This is a genomic window from Enterococcus sp. DIV1208 (genome assembly GCF_050530455.1).
Taxonomy (GTDB): domain Bacteria; phylum Bacillota; class Bacilli; order Lactobacillales; family Enterococcaceae; genus Enterococcus_B; species Enterococcus_B hirae.
Map to the genome: position 1 here is coordinate 465667 of NZ_CP172887.1, position 18417 is coordinate 484083.

Sequence of the window (18417 nt, forward strand, 5' to 3'; positions counted from 1 at the left end):
CGATCGTTTGTCTCAGTTCAACTCAATCCCTCCATATTCAAATTCAACTTATAGAGGATGCTCTCAACAAATCGTTCACCGAAAACAATGTAGTTCAGATGAACAAATAATATACCCAGCGGAGTTTCAACACTAAGCCAAAAAACTCGAAACGTGAAAAAGTTGTTTCGAGTTTTTTCTTCATGATCAAATCAAGTAGTACTTTTCCGATCATTTATTTAATTTTCAACATTTCTGACATAATCATCAAAATATTGAAGTAAATCTTGTTTTAATTTTTGATAATCTGCTTCACTATATTCTTTTTCTTCTAACTTTCCTTGGAAAAAAGGGATTTCTAACTCTTCCCGTAATCGATCCAATACTTCATCTTTGTTCATGTTACTGCTCCTTTTCAAAATAAACACAGACACATTCTGGTGCATAGATGTCTTTTTGGCGTAATTCTAGTAAACCAGTCTCTTTATTTCGCGCAAAAAGCGTAAGATTATCGGTATTTTGATTGGCAGATAAGACATAGTCGTTCGTAGGATCTAAAGCGAAATCTCTAGGGAAATCGCCTTCAGTAGAAATAATTTGGATACATTCCAACAGTTGATCCTTTTCGGAAACTGCAAAGACTGCAATTGAGTTATGGCCACGATTGGAAGCATATACAAATCGACCATCATCTGAAATACGAATTGCAGCACCACCATTTTCTCCTTGAAAATCATCTGGTAGTGTACTAATTTTTTGTTTTTCTTCAAAGCTGCCTTGGGATTTATTATACGAAAGCACACGAACAGTACTATCAAGTTCACCAAATAGGTAAGCAATGGTTTCATTTGCAGGATGGAAGACAAGGTGGCGGGGACCAGTTCCAGGTTCTGCCACAAATTCAGAAACTATAGTTAATTTTCCTTGATCAGATACATCGTACGTATAGACCCGATCCGTTCCTAGGTCACAAACCACTAAGCGGTTGTCTGGAGTTAAATCAGTATAATGGACATGTGCATGGTCTTGATTTTTATGAGGACCAGTTGCTTCTTGATGAAAAACGGCATCAGTTGCTTCGAGACCTCCATCGTCTAGAATACGATAAACATTGACTTCACCTTTATGATAATTAGCACCATATACTAATTGACGAGATTCATCAACTGCAACGTAACATAAAGGAGCGCCTGATTCTGTTACCGCATTCAAAAAATGGAATTCTTGATCGTAAGCCCCGATCCCACCTAAACCGTCCAGACTTGTGACGTTATAAAGATTACCAGCTTCACTTTTTGCTAAGTAAGTTGGACTATTTTCTTTTACAGCTAGCTTCAATCCTGAGACTTCTGCTTTTTCTGTATCTAATTCAATGGTATAAATTCCTTCACTCACACGTCTTGTGTACGTCCCTAAAATGATTTTTTCTTTCATTTTATCCCTCCTAGAATGTATGAAATAGGTTCCTTGTTTATTTTAGCACATTTCAAACAGGAGAGTTAAACAATGAGAATATGTTATACTGAATATAGAGTGAGCGACAGAATTTGTAACAAAGGAGAGAATAAAATGATTCATGCAACCATCAAAGAAATCGGAGAAAATGCAGTAAGTGAACAAGAACCGATCTTGATTTTATTTGATCGAACAGCAACAACTACACTACGTAACTATTCAGTGATCCAAAAGATTACTTCTACCGAAAAATTTTCATTAAAAAAAGGGGATTCACTTTTTTTTGATCAACAAGAATATCAGATTGAACATGTGGGAAGATTGGCAAATGAAAATTTAAACACAGTAGGACATGTTACGCTGATTTTTGATTATTATTCTGAGGAAAATAGTATTGTGAACGGTCTTTACTTAACACCACATCAGTTACCTGAGATTCATGTCGGTACACAAATCAAATACAAGTAGGTGAGATTATGGAAGGAAAAAACAAGCGATCAAAACCAGTCTCTTGGTTTTGGCGATGGTTTTTAAATAATCAAGTCGTTACTGCGTTATTAGTAGTACTTTTGATCTTATTGATCGTTTTTTTATTTACTAAGGTGTCCTATCTATTTGCCCCGATCTGGCAATTCCTGGCGATCGTTGGCTTACCCATTATTTTAGCGGCAATTTTGTATTATTTGATGAATCCAGTTGTTGACTATTTGGAAAAGCGCCAAGTTCCAAGGCTCTATAGCATCATCGGGTTATTTGTATTAGTCGTGGCACTGATTGCTTGGGGAACAGTGGTAATCATTCCTAAAATCCAAGAGCAAACCGTGAGTTTTATCAATCATTTTCCTCAATATGTGGATACGATCGATAATAAATTGACAGAAATACTAAGAGATCCTCTATTCAACCAATTTAGGGAACAATTGGAAGCTACTGGCGATAAGTTCATGAGTTCAGCAGGTGATATGCTCCAAGATATTTCAAAAAGTACGGTTCAAAGTTTAGGAAGTTTTGTGGGAGCAGTTGCTACGATTATTGTTGCTTTGCTAACTATGCCGTTTATCCTTTTCTATTTATTGAAAGATGGCAAGCAACTTGCCCCTTATTTTGTGAATTTCCTACCAACACGTATGCGAAAACCAACTTTGAAAGTATTAAGTGAAATGAACGATCAAGTTTCTTCTTATATCCGTGGACAATTGACGGTGGCTTTTGCAGTAGCGATCATGTTTATGATTGGATTTGCGATCATTGGACTCGATTATGCAGTCACCTTAGGGATCATTGCCGGTTTTTTAAATTTGATTCCCTATCTAGGCTCATTTTTAGCAATGATTCCGGCCGTATTCTTAGGAATCGTGGCGGGACCGATCATGTTGATCAAAGTATTGATCGTATTTGCTTTAGAACAAACGATTGAAGGACGATTGATTTCTCCATTAGTCTTAGGGAATCAATTGGCGATCCATCCGGTCACGATCTTATTAGTTTTATTAACTTCTGGGAAGCTGTTTGGAATCGTCGGTGTGATTTTAGGTATTCCAGTATATGCTGCAGCAAAAGTGGTTATCTCACATGTTTTTGAATGGTATACAACTATCTCTAGTTTATATGAAGAAAAACAAAGTGACTAACCAACTGTGCACTAAAAACACATGACTAAAAAACGAAGAAAGCGAAAATAGTTTAAATATTTTCGAGATTCTTCGTTTTTTTTAATTTTTTTTAATAAATTTTTAGGTACTCGCTATGCAACAATCAAAGTTAGTAAGGGACTAACTTTATAGTAAACCTGCAAGTAGCTTTTATTAGAACGTTTGACCAAATGCTGCAGCTTTATCTAAAGCTGATTGCATCAATTCTTCTGCACGGTCAGGGGTATAGTCGATACCTTCAATAAATAATTGATCCACTTGATCGATACCGACAAAGTTCAAGATGCCTTTGACATATTGAGAAGCGAAGTCTTGACCGTTATAAATGCCTCCGTTGGATTGGATGTGCAAAGCTTTTTTACCAGAAACTAATCCTTCTGGTCCGTTTTCAGTATAACGGAATGTCTTGCCAGCGACATTGACGGTGTCAAACCAAGCTTTTAATTTTGTTGGGATATTCAAGTTCCATAAAGCATTTGCAATAACGATCTTGTCTGCAGCAAGAAATTGGTCGGTCAATTCATTGAAACGAGCAATTTTTTGTTGTTGACTTTCAGACAAAGTAGAGAACTCAGCACCTGCCCGAAGTGCTTCCCATCCTGAAAGTAATTCTTCATCGATTTCTGGGATATCATCACGATAAAGCTCTAAAACAGTCACTTCATCTTCCGGATGATTTTCTTTGTAACTAGTTAAAAAAGTTGTTAATGCTTTAACTGAACGTGATTCCTGTGCAGTTAATGGGTGCCCTTTTACTACTAAAACTGATGCCATAATATTCTCTCCTTTAAGCTGACTTGTTATCTGACTAACATAGCTAGTTTACTTGAAAGCGAAAAGGCTATCAAGTTTTTTTAAGGTTCGATTTTTAATTATGAATTTTTTTAGTCTTTTCATGAAAAAAATATGGAAAAGCATTGCAAAACATCTTCTTGGTGTTATAATGACATAGTGTCATGTGACAGTGTGTCATTTTAGGAAGGAGGAAAAAGATGCCTACGAAAACTTTTTTTCATCTACCAGAGGAAAAGCAGAAACGTTTATTAGAAGCAGCTAGGATTGAATTTTCCAGAGTACCATTAAAAGATGCTTCCATCGCAAATATCGTGAAAATCGCAGAAATCCCTAGAGGTAGTTTTTATCAGTATTTTGAAGACAAAGAGGATCTTTACTATTATTATTTTGAAACTGTTCGACGTGATAGTTCAAAAGATATATTCCAACTGATAAAAGATGTCGATGGGGATTTATTCGAAGGATTCGAGCTTTATTTTACTAAAATCATTCGGGAGATTTTAGTCGGGGAAAATGCTTCTTTTTATCGTAATCTTTTCATGAACTTGGACTATCGTGCTTCTCGTAAAGTCGTGCCACATACAAAAGATGATCAGCGTCATTCACATGAAAAGCATCAAAAAGAGGCGAAAGAATTAATTGGATTGATTGATCGAACGACACTGAAAGTAAACGATGATCATGAACTGGAACTACTGATCCAATTGATCATGAATATCGTCTTTACTACGATTGCTCATGCCTATAAATCATTTTCAAAAAACGAAAATTACTCCGTGGATCATGCCATTAAAGAATTTAAATTAAAACTATCATGGTTGAAAGACGGCGTATATCAATAGAAAGAGGGGAATTACATGCTAAAAATCGTCAAACGGATTTCACTGACTTCAGCTATTGCAGCCACGTTGTTCATGGTTATCCAAGTTTTATCAGATCTTTATTTGCCGACGCTCACATCAAATATCATTGATAAAGGTGTAGCACGAGGTGATGTTGATTATATTTGGCAAACAGGTTTTGTTATGATTGGTTTTTCTTTGATTAGTATCATCGCAGCGATCGCAAATACCTTTTTTGCTACACGTGAGTCACAAAAATTAGGAAAGCAATTACGTACCGATGTTTATAAAAAATCTGAAAGTTTAACAAAAGATGCATTTGACAAATATGGTACAGCATCCTTGATTACCCGTACAACTAATGACGTGACACAAATCCAGATGGTTACGCAAATGTTTTTAAGAATGATGATCAATGCACCGATCACATTGGTTGGCGCAAGTTTTCTTGCTTATCAAAAAGATCATCAATTAACCAAAATTTTTTTAGTAGTTATTCCAATCATGCTAGTGGTGATCGGCGGAATCATGTTTTTTGCGGTACCACTATTCAAGAGCATGCAAAAGAAGACAGACCGTTTGAACCTAGTGTTTCGTGAAGGATTAACAGGGGTAAGGGTAATCCGAGCGTTTGATAAGACACGTTTTGAAGAAAATCGATTTGATTTAGCAAACAAAGATTATACAAATACAGCAATTAAAGTCAACACGATCGTTGCATTGATGATGCCGATGATGACTTTGATTATGAGTGGAACAAACGTAGCAATTACTTGGTTTGGTGGACACTACATAGCAGATATGACGTTAGAAGTCGGAAACCTAATTGCATTTATGACGTATGCTATGCAAATTTTAATTAGCTTTATGATGCTTTCAGCTATTTTTATCATGGTCCCTCGAGCGCAAGCTTCTGCTGATCGGATCAATGAAGTATTAGATGAAAAAGTAGGTATCTCAGATCCTGAGAACCCAACTGAGGTGACTCCTGCAGGTAAAGCTGCCACAATCTCATTTGAACATGTCAACTACCGGTACCATGGAGCTGAGAAACTGGCGTTAGAAGATATTGACTTTTCAGCAAAATCAGGCGAAACTGTTGCGATTATTGGTGGAACTGGTTCGGGTAAATCTACTTTGGTCAATCTTATCCCACGACTATACGATGTCGAATCAGGAACAATCAAGATTGATGGTGTAAGTATTACCGATATGACTCAGTATAATTTGCGTGAATTGATGGGCTTTGTTCCACAAAAAGCCATGTTGTTCTCTGGCACGATCAGAGAAAACATGCAGTACGGCAAAGCAGATGCTACTGATGAAATGATTTGGAAAGCGTTAGAAATCGCCCAAGCCAAAGACTTCGTTTCAGAAATGGAAGAGGGCTTAGACAGTCATGTTGAACAAAGCGGAGGAAATTTTTCTGGTGGGCAAAGACAACGTTTGGCGATTGCTCGAGCATTAGTCAAACCAGCTGACATTTATGTATTTGATGATTCTTTCTCGGCTTTGGACTTTAAAACAGATGCAAAATTACGTCAAGCTTTAAAACAAAATATGAAAGAAAGTATTACGGTTTTAGTTGCACAACGAGTAAGTACAGTAATGGATGCGGATATGATCTTAGTCCTTGATAAAGGAAAACTAGTTGGCAAAGGCACACACGATGAACTTCTTAAAACGAATGAAACCTATCAGGAAATCGTTCATTCACAATTAAGAGAGGAGGATCTAGCATGAGTAAAGGAACGACCAAACCTTCTCAACGACCAATGCCTGGCGGCGGTCACGGACCCGGTCGAAACATTGGGGCAAAAGGAGAAAAACCAAAGAATTTTTGGGGCACAGTGAAACGTTTATTTGGCTATATGTCAAAACGCTCGGTTGCGATCATTGCTGTATTTGTATTAGCGATCGCAGCAGTCATTTTCCAGATCCAAACACCAAAAGTATTAGGGAGAGCAACTACTGAGATTTTTAATGGGGTGATGGCTGGTGCAAAACAAATGCAAGCGGGGCAACAAATTTCTAAATTTCCAATTGATTTTGATAAAATTGCTCAAATCATCGCCACGGTTATTGTGATGTATTTGATTTCTGCAGTATTCAATTTCTTGCAACAATTTATTATGACACGAGTATCACAACGAACAGTTTATGAGTTACGTCATGATCTAGAAGCAAAAATGAATCGAGTACCGATTTCTTATTATGATACACATACAAATGGAGACATCATGTCTCGTGCAATCAATGATATGGATAATATTGCCAGTACCCTTCAACAAAACTTAACACAGTTTGTAACAAGTGCAGTTACTTTGATCGGTGTCATCGTTATGATGCTTTCTATTAGTTGGCAATTGACGTTAGTGGCTTTACTGATGATTCCATTGAGTTTGATCGTCGTGATGATCATTGCACCAAAATCCCAAGTCTTTTTTGCAGATCAACAAAAAAGTTTAGGTCTCTTAAACAACCAAGTAGAAGAAACCTATGGTGGTCATACGATCGTCAAAACTTTCAATCATACAGCCAAAGACCAAGAAGTTTTTGAAGAAGAAAACGACAAGTTATATGCTGCTGGGTGGAAAGCGCAGTTTATCTCTGCCATCATTATGCCTTTGATGAACTTCGTTAAAAATCTTGGCTATGTATTTGTTGCTGTATTAGGTGGGGTCAAAGTTGCAAATGGGAATATGACACTTGGGGACGTTCAAGCGTTCTTACAATATACGACACAATTCTCACAGCCGATTACTCAACTTGCAAGTTTAATGAATACGATCCAGTCAACTGTTGCATCTGCGGAACGGGTTTTTGAAGTGCTGGATGAAGAGGAAATGTCTGATAAAAAATCTGGGTTACCTGTTGAAGAGAACACACCATATAAAGTTCGTTTTGAAAATGTTCAATTCGGTTATACCAAAGATCAACTATTGATGACAGATTTTAATCTGGATGTGAAACCTGGAGAAATGGTGGCAATTGTTGGTCCAACTGGTGCTGGTAAAACGACCTTGATCAACTTGTTAGAACGTTTCTATGATGTTTCTGGCGGAAGTATCCGTTATGACGGGGTAGATACGAGAGATTTATCTCGAGATAACTTACGTGCTCAATTTTCAATGGTTCTGCAAGATACATGGCTATTTACAGGTAGCATCTACGACAATATCAAATACGGAAACGATGATGCAACTGACGAACAAGTGATTGAAGCAGCCAAAGCTGCCCATGTTGATGACTTTGTTCGCAAACTGCCTGAAGGTTATCAAACGGTATTAAATGAAGATGCCAGCAACATCTCCCAAGGGCAACGACAGTTAATCACGATTGCTCGGGCATTTTTAGCTAATCCGGATGTATTGATACTTGATGAAGCAACTTCTAGTGTGGATACTCGGACAGAGATTTTGATCCAAAAAGCGATGAATCGTTTATTAGAAAATCGAACAAGCTTTGTAGTAGCTCACCGTCTGTCAACCATTCGAGATGCTGATAACATTATTGTCATGAACCATGGTTCAATTGTTGAAACGGGAAATCATGATCAATTGATGGAAAAAGATGGATTTTATGCTGATTTATATAATAGCCAGTTTTCCGAAGAAGCTGTTTCTTAACAATTCATTAATAGTAAAACGCATGGAAAGAGCATCTGAAGCGTTCCATGCGTTTTATTTATTATAATGAATGTTATTTAAAAATAATTGCAGTATTGCGTGGAAAATGCGAAAATTCTCACATTTTTTTTAATAAAAACCCATTTATTGCTTGAAAGAAATGTGAAGCATCGTTAAAATAAAGCTGGACGTAGAGGGGAGCAAGAAAAATGAAAGAATTTAAATTGGGGTCTACTACTTACCTAAAAAGTGTAGCAATCCGGGTTAAAGATAGAGATAAAATGATTGATTTTTACAAAAATACGATCGGTTTTGATTTGAAACGGGAAGAAAATGAATTAGCTATTTTAGGGACACAAGAGCAAAATAGTGAGATGCTATTGCTAGAAGAAAGTCCTAGAGCGCATGATTACATTGGGGAAATCAAAAAACTGAAACGTTTTTCATTGATTATTCCAACGGTAGCAGAAATGGCTGATATCCTTTCCCGTATCCGTAAAACAAACTATCCAATTGAAGATGCGTTAGAAGATCAAGGGCGCATGGGGATCTTACTTAAGGATCCAGAAGGTAACGAATTAGAAATTTATCACGAAGAGGACAATGTTCAAGAACGAAATCAACCAGAAGCAATGGATCAAGAGTCATTATTACGTAAGTCAGAAGAGCGTTACAAAAAATTATCCGCTAATTCTTACTTTGAAAAAATCCATTTAAACGTTTTTGATAGCGAAGAAGAACGCCGTTTTTTAAGTGATTTACTGGGACTAAAAGTTCGGGAAGAAAAGAACGGATTACATGTTTTAAATGAAGGGAACTTCCATGTAGGAATCTCAGAAGCAAATAGTGAGGCATTAGCATTGCCGACTCATGAAGTATTAGGTTTAGATTTCTTGAAATTCGTGATTGATCAAGAAAGCATGGAACAGTTGATTCAGCATTTAAATGAAACTGCAGTTGACTTCTTTATCGATCAAAGACATACTGTGTTAGCAATTTATGATGCGATTGGTATCGAATGGTGGTTTGTGATCGATACCAAAAAAGCCAAAAAATAAAGCGAAGACAAATAATTGAATAGGTAGAAATAGCTCCTAACGATTTGATGTTTAGGGGCTTTTGCTTTTGTTCATTGTTGGCAAAGCGCATCACAAGCAACAACGGAAATCGAAAGCTGATTTTTTGTTCAATATATAAAGAGATACCAGAAACAACTCTTCAACTAAAGAAGTTTCTCTAAGATATAAGATGATGGAAGAAAAGTTGATTTAAAAAATTTTTTTATTGTCATCGGAGCTACCCGATGTTTTCACGACCTTTATCTACTTGCATCCTCTTGGAGAAAGCTATATGATTTGACTTAGCATGATGAACAAAAATTGATTTCTTCGACAGAGAAGGAGAATAAAATGTACCCAGAAACGAAACAGTTGATTTTAAATAAACTTGAAGAAGGTCATTATCCTGGTGTTGTTGGTGCGTTTATTAAGCATAAGCATGTTGAAACTTTTTCAGCAGGTCATGCACAGATCGTACCTGAAACCCAACCAATGACAGCAGATCTATTATTTGATGTGGCTTCTTTAACAAAAGTGATCGCTACCACCAGTCTAGTGTTACGCTTGTGGGAAGATGGTAAAGTCGACTTAGACAAACCGTTACACCATTATTTACCGGCTTTTGAAAATGAAACAATCACGATACGACATTTACTGACTCATACATCAAATATTGAAACTTGGATTCCTAATCGAGATCAACTCTCTCAAGAACAGCTGATCGAAGCCTATTTAAAGCTTCAACCTGGTGATCAGTTAGGGAAATTAGTGAAATATACAGATGCAGGCACGATTTTATTAGGATTGATGCTTGAAGAGATTTTCCAAGAGCCAGCCACAGAATTATTTGAAGAACAAGTATTAGCGCCTTTAGGGATGATGCACAGTACGTTTTTACCTTATCCTTCTAAAAGAATTGTTCCCACACAACAACTCGCTTCAGGTGAGGTTTTGCGGGGAGTTACACATGATCCTAAAGCGAGAGTACTCGCTGAGCATGCAGGAAATGCTGGGTTGTTTCTTGATTTAGAGGACAGTATTACCTTTGTAAAAATGTATTTGAATTTAGGGAAAGCTGAAAATGGGCGTTTTTTAGAAGAACAAACGATTCGCTCGCTTTTACAAGATCATACGCCAACGAAAAAAGGCAATCGTTCCTTAGGATGGGATTTAAAAAAAGGATTAGAACAACAGCAACCAATTCTTTTTCATACTGGTTATACGGGCACGTTCTTACTAATTGACATTATTGAACAAGAAGCATTTATTTTCTTATCAAACCGTATCCATCCAACGGATCATCGTGAAGCTTATATTCGTTGTCGTGATGAAATTGTTGAAAAATTTTTGAAAGAGAAAGCGTTATTAAAAAAATGATGCTATAATAACTATGAACATTGAGAGGAGTTTGAACTATGCAAGAACCTATGTTTTTAAAACCAGTTTTTCAAGAAAAGATTTGGGGAGGCAGCCGTTTAAGATCAGTATTTGGATTTGATATACCTAATGATAAAATCGGTGAAGATTGGGCGATCAGCGCACATCCACATGGTGTAAGTGTCGTTGAAAACGGTGAATACCAAGGACAAAAATTAGACGAGTTATGGCAAAACCACAAGGAATTGTTTGGCAACCCAACTGAGCCTGTCTTTCCATTATTAATTAAAATCTTAGATGCAGAAGATGAATTATCAGTACAAGTCCATCCAGATGATGCTTATGGAATGAAGCACGAAGGTGAGTTAGGAAAAACAGAATGTTGGTATATCATTGATGCTGAACCTGGAGCAGAAATCATTTATGGCCATCATGCAAAAACAAGAGAAGAACTTGCTGAGATGATCCAAGAGGGTCGTTGGGATGACTTATTGAAAAAAGTCCCAGTTAAAAAAGGCGACTTTTTCTATGTCCCTAGTGGAACGATCCATGCAATTGGTAAAGGGATCATGATTTTAGAAACGCAACAAAGCTCGGACACGACTTATCGTGTATATGATTATGACCGTAAAGATGCAAATGGCAATACGCGTGAATTGCATATCCAACAATCAATTGATGTGACAACTGTTCCAGCTATTACGCCACAGATTCAAATGAAAGAAGTACGTAAAGGGAATTCTTCGATCGTTACGTATTTAGAGACCGAGTTTTTTAATGTTTATGAATGGGATATCAAAGGAATCACATCATTTAAAAAACAAGCACCTTATACATTAGCGACAGTAATCGATGGAGCAGGAGAGTTAGTTGTTAATGAAAAAATTTACCCATTAACTAAAGGGGCAAGTTTTATTTTACCAAATGATGTGACAGAATGGACGGTTCAAGGAGAGTTATCAATCATTGCCTCTGAACCAGGTAAAACATCGAAATAAAGAATCAGTGATTTATTAGTTAACTTTGCAGATGGTTATTTTTTCTGATTAGTGTTGTGAAATAAAAAAAAACTGAGCTTTGTGTTGTGAATGTCTTAAGTTAGACCAAGATCTAACTGAAGCAAGTCAGCACAAGTGTTCAGCTTTTTTGTTTTAGAATGCTGGTAAAAATGAAGCTGCTGATTGCTAATAAAAAATTAGGAAAAATAGGTTCTTGAAATAGCTTTCAATCTGTGGTATATTTTCGGTGTAGAGTTAAAACGTTTTAATTATTGATGAATGGCGTTTGATTCAATTAATATGTAATATGGAGTGATGAAGGAATGAACACTGTAACAGTTATCGGTAGCATTAATTTAGATCGGACCATCCGAGTCAAACATATGCCTAAGCCAGGAGAAACGATCCACACGAAAGAAACATTTTCAGCTGGCGGAGGAAAAGGAGCAAACCAAGCAGTTGCTGCAAGACGTTCAGAAGCTACTACTCATTTTATTGGAGCGATTGGTACCGATGAAGCTGGCAAAACAATGGCTGAGCTTTTAGAACAAGAAGAAATCAATTTACAAGGTGTAGCAACTCTTGAAAACCAAGCGACTGGTCAAGCTTACATCATTGTTGATGATGCTGGGGAAAATAGTATTATGATCCATGCCGGAGCGAACAATGCGTTTACACCAGAACAAGTTAGACAAAACAAAGCGATCATCGAAAAAAGTGATTTTATCATTGCACAGTTTGAAAGCGCTATAGAAAGTACGATTGAAGCTTTTAACCTAGCAAAAGAGGTTGGAGTAAAAACAATTTTGAATCCTGCCCCAGCATTAGAAAATGTGCCTGAAGAGTTATTGAAAGTAACAGATATGATTATTCCTAATGAAACAGAAACAGAAATTTTAACAGGGATTTCGATTACGGACGAAGAAAGCTTAAAACAGGCTGCAGCTCACTTACATCAATTAGGAATCGAAGTTGTAATTATCACGATCGGAAGTAAAGGCGCATTTTACTCGATTAAAAACAGCAAAAATGGGATCGTGCCAGCGTTCAAAGTGAATGCAGTCGATACGACAGCTGCAGGTGATACATTCATTGGTGCGATGAGTAGCATGTTAGCAACTGATTTTAGTAATTTAGAGGAAGCAATTACCTATGGAAATAAAGCTTCTTCTTTGACTGTTCAACGTTTTGGCGCACAACCTTCTATTCCATATAAACAAGAATTGAATTAAGAAAGGACGTTTTTATTATGAAAAAATCAAAAGTAATCAATTCAGATATCTCTCGTGTAATCGCACAAATGGGACATTTTGACACATTAAGTATCGGTGATGCAGGTATGCCCGTGCCGATGACAACTGAAAAAATCGATTTGGCTGTGGATAATGGTATTCCAAGCTTTATGGAAGTCTTGAACAATGTGCTTGAAGAGTTAGAAGTTCAACGTATTTATTTAGCTGAAGAAATCAAGTCAGAAAACCCTAAAGTATTATCGGAAATTCAACAACGGCTACCTGAAACACCTATTACTTTTATCCCTCATAGTAAAATGAAAGCTGATTTGAATCAGTGTCATGCGTTTATTCGCACAGGGGAAATGACACCTTATGCTAATATTATTTTAGAAAGCGGCGTCGTTTTTTAAAAAAGAAGGAGGAATAGTCTACCATGAATACTACCGCGCTTTTAATTGGCTTAGGCCCACTACTTGGTTGGGGGTTATATCCTACGATCGCATCTAAGATCGGGGGACGTCCGGTCAATCAAATTTTAGGTTCAACATTAGGAACATTGATTTTTGCAATTGTTTTTGCTTTATATAAAGGAATGGAGTTACCAACAGGATCTGACCTGACTTTTTCAATCTTATCTGGTGTTGGTTGGGCAATCGCCCAAATCATTACATTCCAATCCTTTACCTTGATTGGTTCTTCTCGTGCAATGCCTATTACTACTGCTTTTCAATTATTAGGGGCTTCATTGTGGGGCGTGTTTGCTTTAGGAAATTGGCCAGGCGCTACTGCGAAAGTCTTGGGTGCCTTTGCTTTAGTTTTGATTATTTTAGGTGCTTGGATGACTGTTTGGACTGAAAAGAAAAATACAGAAGGCAGTAACTTATTGAAAAAAGCGGTCCTTTTGTTAGCAGTAGGTGAAATCGGCTACTGGGCTTATTCCGCAGCTCCTCAAGCAACTTCAATTGATGGAATGCATGCCTTTTTACCTCAAGCAATTGGTATGGTAATCGTTGCTGTTGTTTATTCAGCTGTTTTAAGTTTTAAAGAAAAATCAGCGTTTGTCGAAGTGGTCTCTTATAAACATATTTTTTCAGGATTTTTCTTTGCCTTCGCTGCTTTAACTTATTTAATTTCAGCTCAACCAGATATGAATGGGTTAGCAACAGGGTTTATTCTTTCTCAAACATCCGTAGTATTAGCGACACTGACTGGTATTTGGTTCCTAGGACAAAAGAAAACCAAGAAAGAAATGACTGTTACAGTTATTGGACTAGTCTTGATTTTAGCTGCTGCTACGATCACTGTAATGATCTAACTCTTCCCCAAAACAAAATAAGCTGAACTGAAAGACATTGATTGACTTAAGTTGATCAATGTCTTTTATTTTTTTTGGAAGAATCGCAAATAAATCGTAATTATAGAGTGAGGAGGGATTTACGTGTTACGAATCTGTTCAAAAAAAGCAATTCGAAGTAAAGCACTAACGATTCGATTATTTGATGGTTCTACGTGGGCTAATTTAGGGAATGGACAGTTTATCAATCAAGAGACAAAAAAAGAATTACCTGACTACAAGATTTATCCACAAATAAAAACAGCCGTTTCTTCTGGCGGTCTTATCTTTGCTAAACGAAGGAACACAAAACAAAACTTACAGTACGTGGAACGACCAATGAAAGTAAAAGCTTGGCAAGTTTAGTCGTTGCAAAAAAACATATTTGTTCGTTGAAAACGTTATATGTGAGCATCATTACTGGTTAGCAATCTAACTGATAACGATGATTTGCTGTCAATCTTTATCGATGCTCAACTAAATGACAGTCCTGTTAGTGTTGGCATGCTAACAGCAAAAGTATGACTAGAATCTCTCACGGAGGACGGAACCGATAACTGTGATTAATGGTTTGAAGAAAAATTTCTTACGTAATGTTTTTTCCGAGGACCGTGAGGATATGGGTTGGCTTTTTCCTAAAAAAGTCAGGTTTCCATTTATCCTAAAAATGGTGTGGCCTTAAAATTTTTAAGGAGTGACAACTTGATGACAGAACTCCAGCGATTATTAACTGTTATGCGTAGTAGTAAAAGAAAACAGATTACTTTGCGTGAATATGAACAACTTGTTCATCAAGATGGATGGACAAATGGAGACAAAGCAAAATTGATCAATCAGATACAAAAAAGTGGCGTTTTAAGGTATGACCGCACTAAAAATGAATATGTGATTCGCTTGATTCAGTAGCGAATATTTTGATTTTTAGTGTCAGTAGTAATTCTATGTTTATGAGAGAACTTTTGTAGATAAGCAGGTTTATTATCAAAAAACAGGAGAATTTCGATGAAAAAATACCAGTTAATTGTACGCATATTTTTGATCATTCATTTATTATCCGTTTCGTTTTGCCGACCACTTGTTGTTTTAGCAGGAAATTTAGAAAATACAGATCAAGACGATCGTAAGATAAGTTTTCTTCAAGAGAATCAGTTGATTCAAACTGAAGACGGCAAATTATATACGACAACTCTTTCGAATTACATCACTCACTCGATTCATGCTGCTTTAGGAGAAACTCAAACCCACCAACGAAACAATCAAACGATTTATGTTGACCCCAATGCTCATATCTCCAATATTGATATTCGCTTATCGAACGGTGTACGTGAATATGGCTGGTACGGTAAACGGATCAACAATGAAATTGCCTTGTGCATAGAACCAGGTGCTGCACTTAATCTTGGAAATAACTCTGGCTATACAGTCGCTGAGCGAAATACTGAACAGATGAAAAAAATTTCTTTGATTAAGTATTACGGGCTGATGGTTTCGGGCCACACGTTGAAAAAAGAATTGATGACTCAAATTTTGGCATGGGAACAACAAGGGATTACACCGTTGAGTATTTCAGGGGTATTTTCGATGACGGACTATCAAACCTTTAAATCTGCTGTCATGAAAAATGTCAATTATTTCTATACATCACCTTCTTTTGACAAACAAACGATAAACTTAAAAGTTGGAGAAAGTATCACCTTAACTGACACGACCCATGCCTTTAGTAATTATCAGTCATTACCATCTTTCGTCTCACAAGGACTAAGTATTTCTAAAAAAGGAAATCAATTAACGATTCTTGCCAACAAAAATGCAGAAGCGACTAGTCGAGTTGAATTTGACTATGATATTGCCTCTACTTTTCAAGGTGTTCCGCTAATTTATCAACACCCATATACCCAAAATATGATGGTTGGCAGATTAAATGAACGTAAAAAAATTTCTTTAACCATAACTGTTTTAAAAAACGGCAATGCCCGTGTACGCAAAGTAGATGAAACGACCAAGCAACCATTGGCAGGTGCCGTTTTTCGTTTTACTACGTCTGATGGAAAAACCAAAGAAATCACTACAGATTCTGATGGCTATGCTACCTGGAATGATTTGTTAGTCGACACAAAAGTCACGGTACAAGAAATCAAAGCACCGAATGGCTATGTCCTCAATGCCACACCTCAGACAGTGACCATCAAAGCCAATGAGACCACCACGATCAGTTTAGATAATAAAGAGCAACTAGCAAATCTCAAAGTGATCAAAGAAGATGAAGAAACAGGCAGTAAACCACAAGGGGCTTCTCAATTGGTAGGAGCTGTTTACGAATTAACCGATAAGAATGGGACTTCTATTAGTAAACTAACGATGCAAGATGTCAATGGCATAGCACAAGCAGAGGTGAAAGGATTAAAGTTAGGAACCTATTATCTCCAAGAAATCGAACCGCCAGAAGGCTACAATTTGGATGATACAAAACATACCGTTAACCTCACGTATGCTGGACAAAATGAAACCGTAGCGCTTCACAGTAAAACGGTGACTGATCGAGTCATCAAAGGAAATGTAGAAGGCTATAAGTTTGGTTCACGCCCCTTGATTCCTCAAACCGTTTTTGAAGTAATTGCCAGACTGGCGAAAGAGCAACAGGGGGTAAAGCCACCTTTAGAAGGCGTTGAACTGACAGCTACTTCCCACACCACTGGACAAGAATATGTCCAAGTCACTGGTAAGAACGGGTATTTCAAGTTTGAGAATCTACCTTATGACACTTATACCATTGAAGAAACCCAAGGTGTGGATGGCTATTTATTGATCGAACCATTTGAAGTGACGATCACGGAAGACGGTTATACCCATTTCTTTTTATTGGAAGATAAAGTGATTGAATCTCGATTGCATATCATCAAAGTGGATGAAGAAACAGGCGAGAACATACCTTACGCAGGCGCTCAGTTCAAAATTTTTGATACTTGGGCAAATGAAGGAGAAGGCGAATTTGTTTCGATGGTGCGACCAACTGACACGGAACAGACCGAGATTTTTGAAACTAATGACAAAGGCGAAATCATTACCACAGAAAGTTTGCCTTGGGGTGTGGATCGCTATGAACTCCATGAGATCAAAGCACCAGAAGGATATGTACCACTAGAAGAACCACTCATTTTTAGTGTCACAGAAGAGAATGCGGATGCCTTGATTCGTTTAGAAATTCCGAATCGCTTAGCTCGACAAGATATCCAATTGATCAAACGAGATCGGTTGAATGAACAACCATTAGAAAATGTCCCATTTCATTTATACAACATAGCAACGGATGAAAATGGAGAATTGACTGAAACCTTAATTGAAAAATATTTGACTGATAAAGAAGGGAAAATCAATGTAGAGGCACTACCTTATGGCAACTATAAATTTGTTGAAGTGGAACCTTTGGCAGGCTATTTACCATTAGAAGAACCAATGGATTTTTCTGTCACGGTTGAAAAGGATGGCGAACTACTTGTTCTTGAAGCCTACAATGAACGGGAACCATTAGAGTTGACCTCTTTATTTACCGATATTGCTGGCGAAAAAACACTTGACCCAACAGTAGATAATCAGTTGAAAGATGTGGTGTGGGTCAAAGGCGAGGCAATCGAAATCGGACACACTTATACTGTTTTTACGCAATATAAGAATACGAAAACAGGAGAAGTGGTCAGTGAAGCGACATCAACTTACACTCCAAAGAACAAAGAAGATACATTTGAAGTATTTCTTGAGTTGAAGGCAAATATCCTCAAAGATAGCGATCAATTAACAGCGACCCACGTCTTATATTACGAAGAAGAGCAAAAAAATGAAGTAGGACGTGAGGATGATTTAAGGAACAAAGATCAGACAATTACATTAAAAAAAGAAAAATTATTATTAAAGCAAAGCATATTGCCAAAAACGAATGAACGACGTTCGCTGGAGATGGTTCTTCTTGGATTGAGCTTGATTATTATCGTTAGCAGTTATCTTTATCTTCAAAAAAAGCAGAAACATGTAAAGTTGTGAAAAAATTGATTTCGCTTATTTTTACTAAA

General features: G+C 37.0%; 17 protein-coding genes. 14 read left to right on the forward strand and 3 right to left on the reverse strand.

All coding sequences use genetic code 11. The features are described 5' to 3' along the window. Nucleotides 1-218: 218 nt before the first annotated feature. Both IGK91_RS02175 and IGK91_RS02180 read right to left on the reverse strand, forming a co-directional pair. The gene (locus IGK91_RS02175; protein ID WP_010720034.1) at nt 219-380 is read right to left on the reverse strand and encodes a hypothetical protein; all 162 of its coding nucleotides are present in this window, start codon (nt 378-380) and stop codon (nt 219-221) included. 1 nt (nt 381) lies between these two features. Continuing rightward, nucleotides 382-1413, reverse strand: coding sequence for a lactonase family protein (locus tag IGK91_RS02180; RefSeq protein ID WP_010738424.1), 1032 nt, complete (start codon nt 1411-1413; stop codon nt 382-384). A gap of 135 nt (nt 1414-1548) precedes the next feature. Between IGK91_RS02180 and IGK91_RS02185 the strand changes: the two genes are divergently transcribed. Then, nucleotides 1549-1902 (forward strand): PTS glucitol/sorbitol transporter subunit IIA, encoded by a 354-nt coding sequence (locus IGK91_RS02185; protein ID WP_010738423.1) that lies wholly within the window; start codon nt 1549-1551, stop codon nt 1900-1902. An 8-nt stretch (nt 1903-1910) separates the two neighbouring features. Further along, nucleotides 1911-3065 (forward strand): AI-2E family transporter, encoded by a 1155-nt coding sequence (locus IGK91_RS02190; RefSeq protein WP_010720031.1) that lies wholly within the window; start codon nt 1911-1913, stop codon nt 3063-3065. Nucleotides 3066-3239: 174 nt separating this feature from the next. Here IGK91_RS02190 and IGK91_RS02195 read toward each other — a convergent pair whose 3' ends face one another. After that, nucleotides 3240-3860: an NAD(P)H-dependent oxidoreductase gene (locus IGK91_RS02195; protein ID WP_010720030.1), complete on the reverse strand. Its 621-nt coding sequence runs from the start codon at nt 3858-3860 to the stop codon at nt 3240-3242. A 218-nt stretch (nt 3861-4078) separates the two neighbouring features. On the opposite strand from IGK91_RS02195, the gene IGK91_RS02200 reads away from it, so the two are divergent. The 12 genes from IGK91_RS02200 (at nt 4079) to IGK91_RS02255 (ending at nt 18388) form a co-directional block, all read left to right on the forward strand. Next, a complete protein-coding gene (locus IGK91_RS02200) occupies nt 4079-4723 on the forward strand; it encodes a TetR/AcrR family transcriptional regulator (RefSeq protein WP_081122951.1) in 645 nt (214 codons plus the stop codon). 15 nt (nt 4724-4738) lie between these two features. Next, the gene (locus tag IGK91_RS02205) at nt 4739-6466 is read left to right on the forward strand and encodes an ABC transporter ATP-binding protein (protein WP_081125300.1); all 1728 of its coding nucleotides are present in this window, start codon (nt 4739-4741) and stop codon (nt 6464-6466) included. After that, complete coding sequence (locus tag IGK91_RS02210; RefSeq protein ID WP_010738420.1) at nt 6463-8352, forward strand: ABC transporter ATP-binding protein; 1890 nt, start codon at nt 6463-6465, stop codon at nt 8350-8352. Before IGK91_RS02205 ends, IGK91_RS02210 begins: the two co-directional genes overlap by 4 nt. A gap of 209 nt (nt 8353-8561) precedes the next feature. Further along, a complete protein-coding gene (locus tag IGK91_RS02215; RefSeq protein ID WP_081122954.1) occupies nt 8562-9410 on the forward strand; it encodes a VOC family protein in 849 nt (282 codons plus the stop codon). A gap of 351 nt (nt 9411-9761) precedes the next feature. Next, a complete protein-coding gene (locus IGK91_RS02220) occupies nt 9762-10787 on the forward strand; it encodes a serine hydrolase domain-containing protein (RefSeq protein WP_010738418.1) in 1026 nt (341 codons plus the stop codon). 38 nt (nt 10788-10825) lie between these two features. Continuing rightward, on the forward strand, nt 10826-11785 hold the full coding sequence (gene manA, locus IGK91_RS02225) for a mannose-6-phosphate isomerase, class I (RefSeq protein WP_081122955.1): 960 nt from the start codon (nt 10826-10828) through the stop codon (nt 11783-11785). 323 nt (nt 11786-12108) lie between these two features. Beyond that, complete coding sequence (gene rbsK / locus IGK91_RS02230; protein WP_010720023.1) at nt 12109-13017, forward strand: ribokinase; 909 nt, start codon at nt 12109-12111, stop codon at nt 13015-13017. A gap of 17 nt (nt 13018-13034) precedes the next feature. Beyond that, the gene (gene rbsD, locus IGK91_RS02235) at nt 13035-13430 is read left to right on the forward strand and encodes a D-ribose pyranase (protein WP_010720022.1); all 396 of its coding nucleotides are present in this window, start codon (nt 13035-13037) and stop codon (nt 13428-13430) included. A 23-nt stretch (nt 13431-13453) separates the two neighbouring features. Next, on the forward strand, nt 13454-14335 hold the full coding sequence (rbsU, locus tag IGK91_RS02240) for a ribose/proton symporter RbsU (protein WP_010720021.1): 882 nt from the start codon (nt 13454-13456) through the stop codon (nt 14333-14335). A 123-nt stretch (nt 14336-14458) separates the two neighbouring features. Beyond that, on the forward strand, nt 14459-14719 hold the full coding sequence (locus IGK91_RS02245) for a hypothetical protein (RefSeq protein ID WP_010738415.1): 261 nt from the start codon (nt 14459-14461) through the stop codon (nt 14717-14719). A gap of 339 nt (nt 14720-15058) precedes the next feature. Next, nucleotides 15059-15259 (forward strand): TetR family transcriptional regulator, encoded by a 201-nt coding sequence (locus IGK91_RS02250; protein ID WP_081122957.1) that lies wholly within the window; start codon nt 15059-15061, stop codon nt 15257-15259. Nucleotides 15260-15355: 96 nt separating this feature from the next. After that, complete coding sequence (locus IGK91_RS02255) at nt 15356-18388, forward strand: SpaA isopeptide-forming pilin-related protein (RefSeq protein WP_181934181.1); 3033 nt, start codon at nt 15356-15358, stop codon at nt 18386-18388. Nucleotides 18389-18417: the final 29 nt, after the last annotated feature.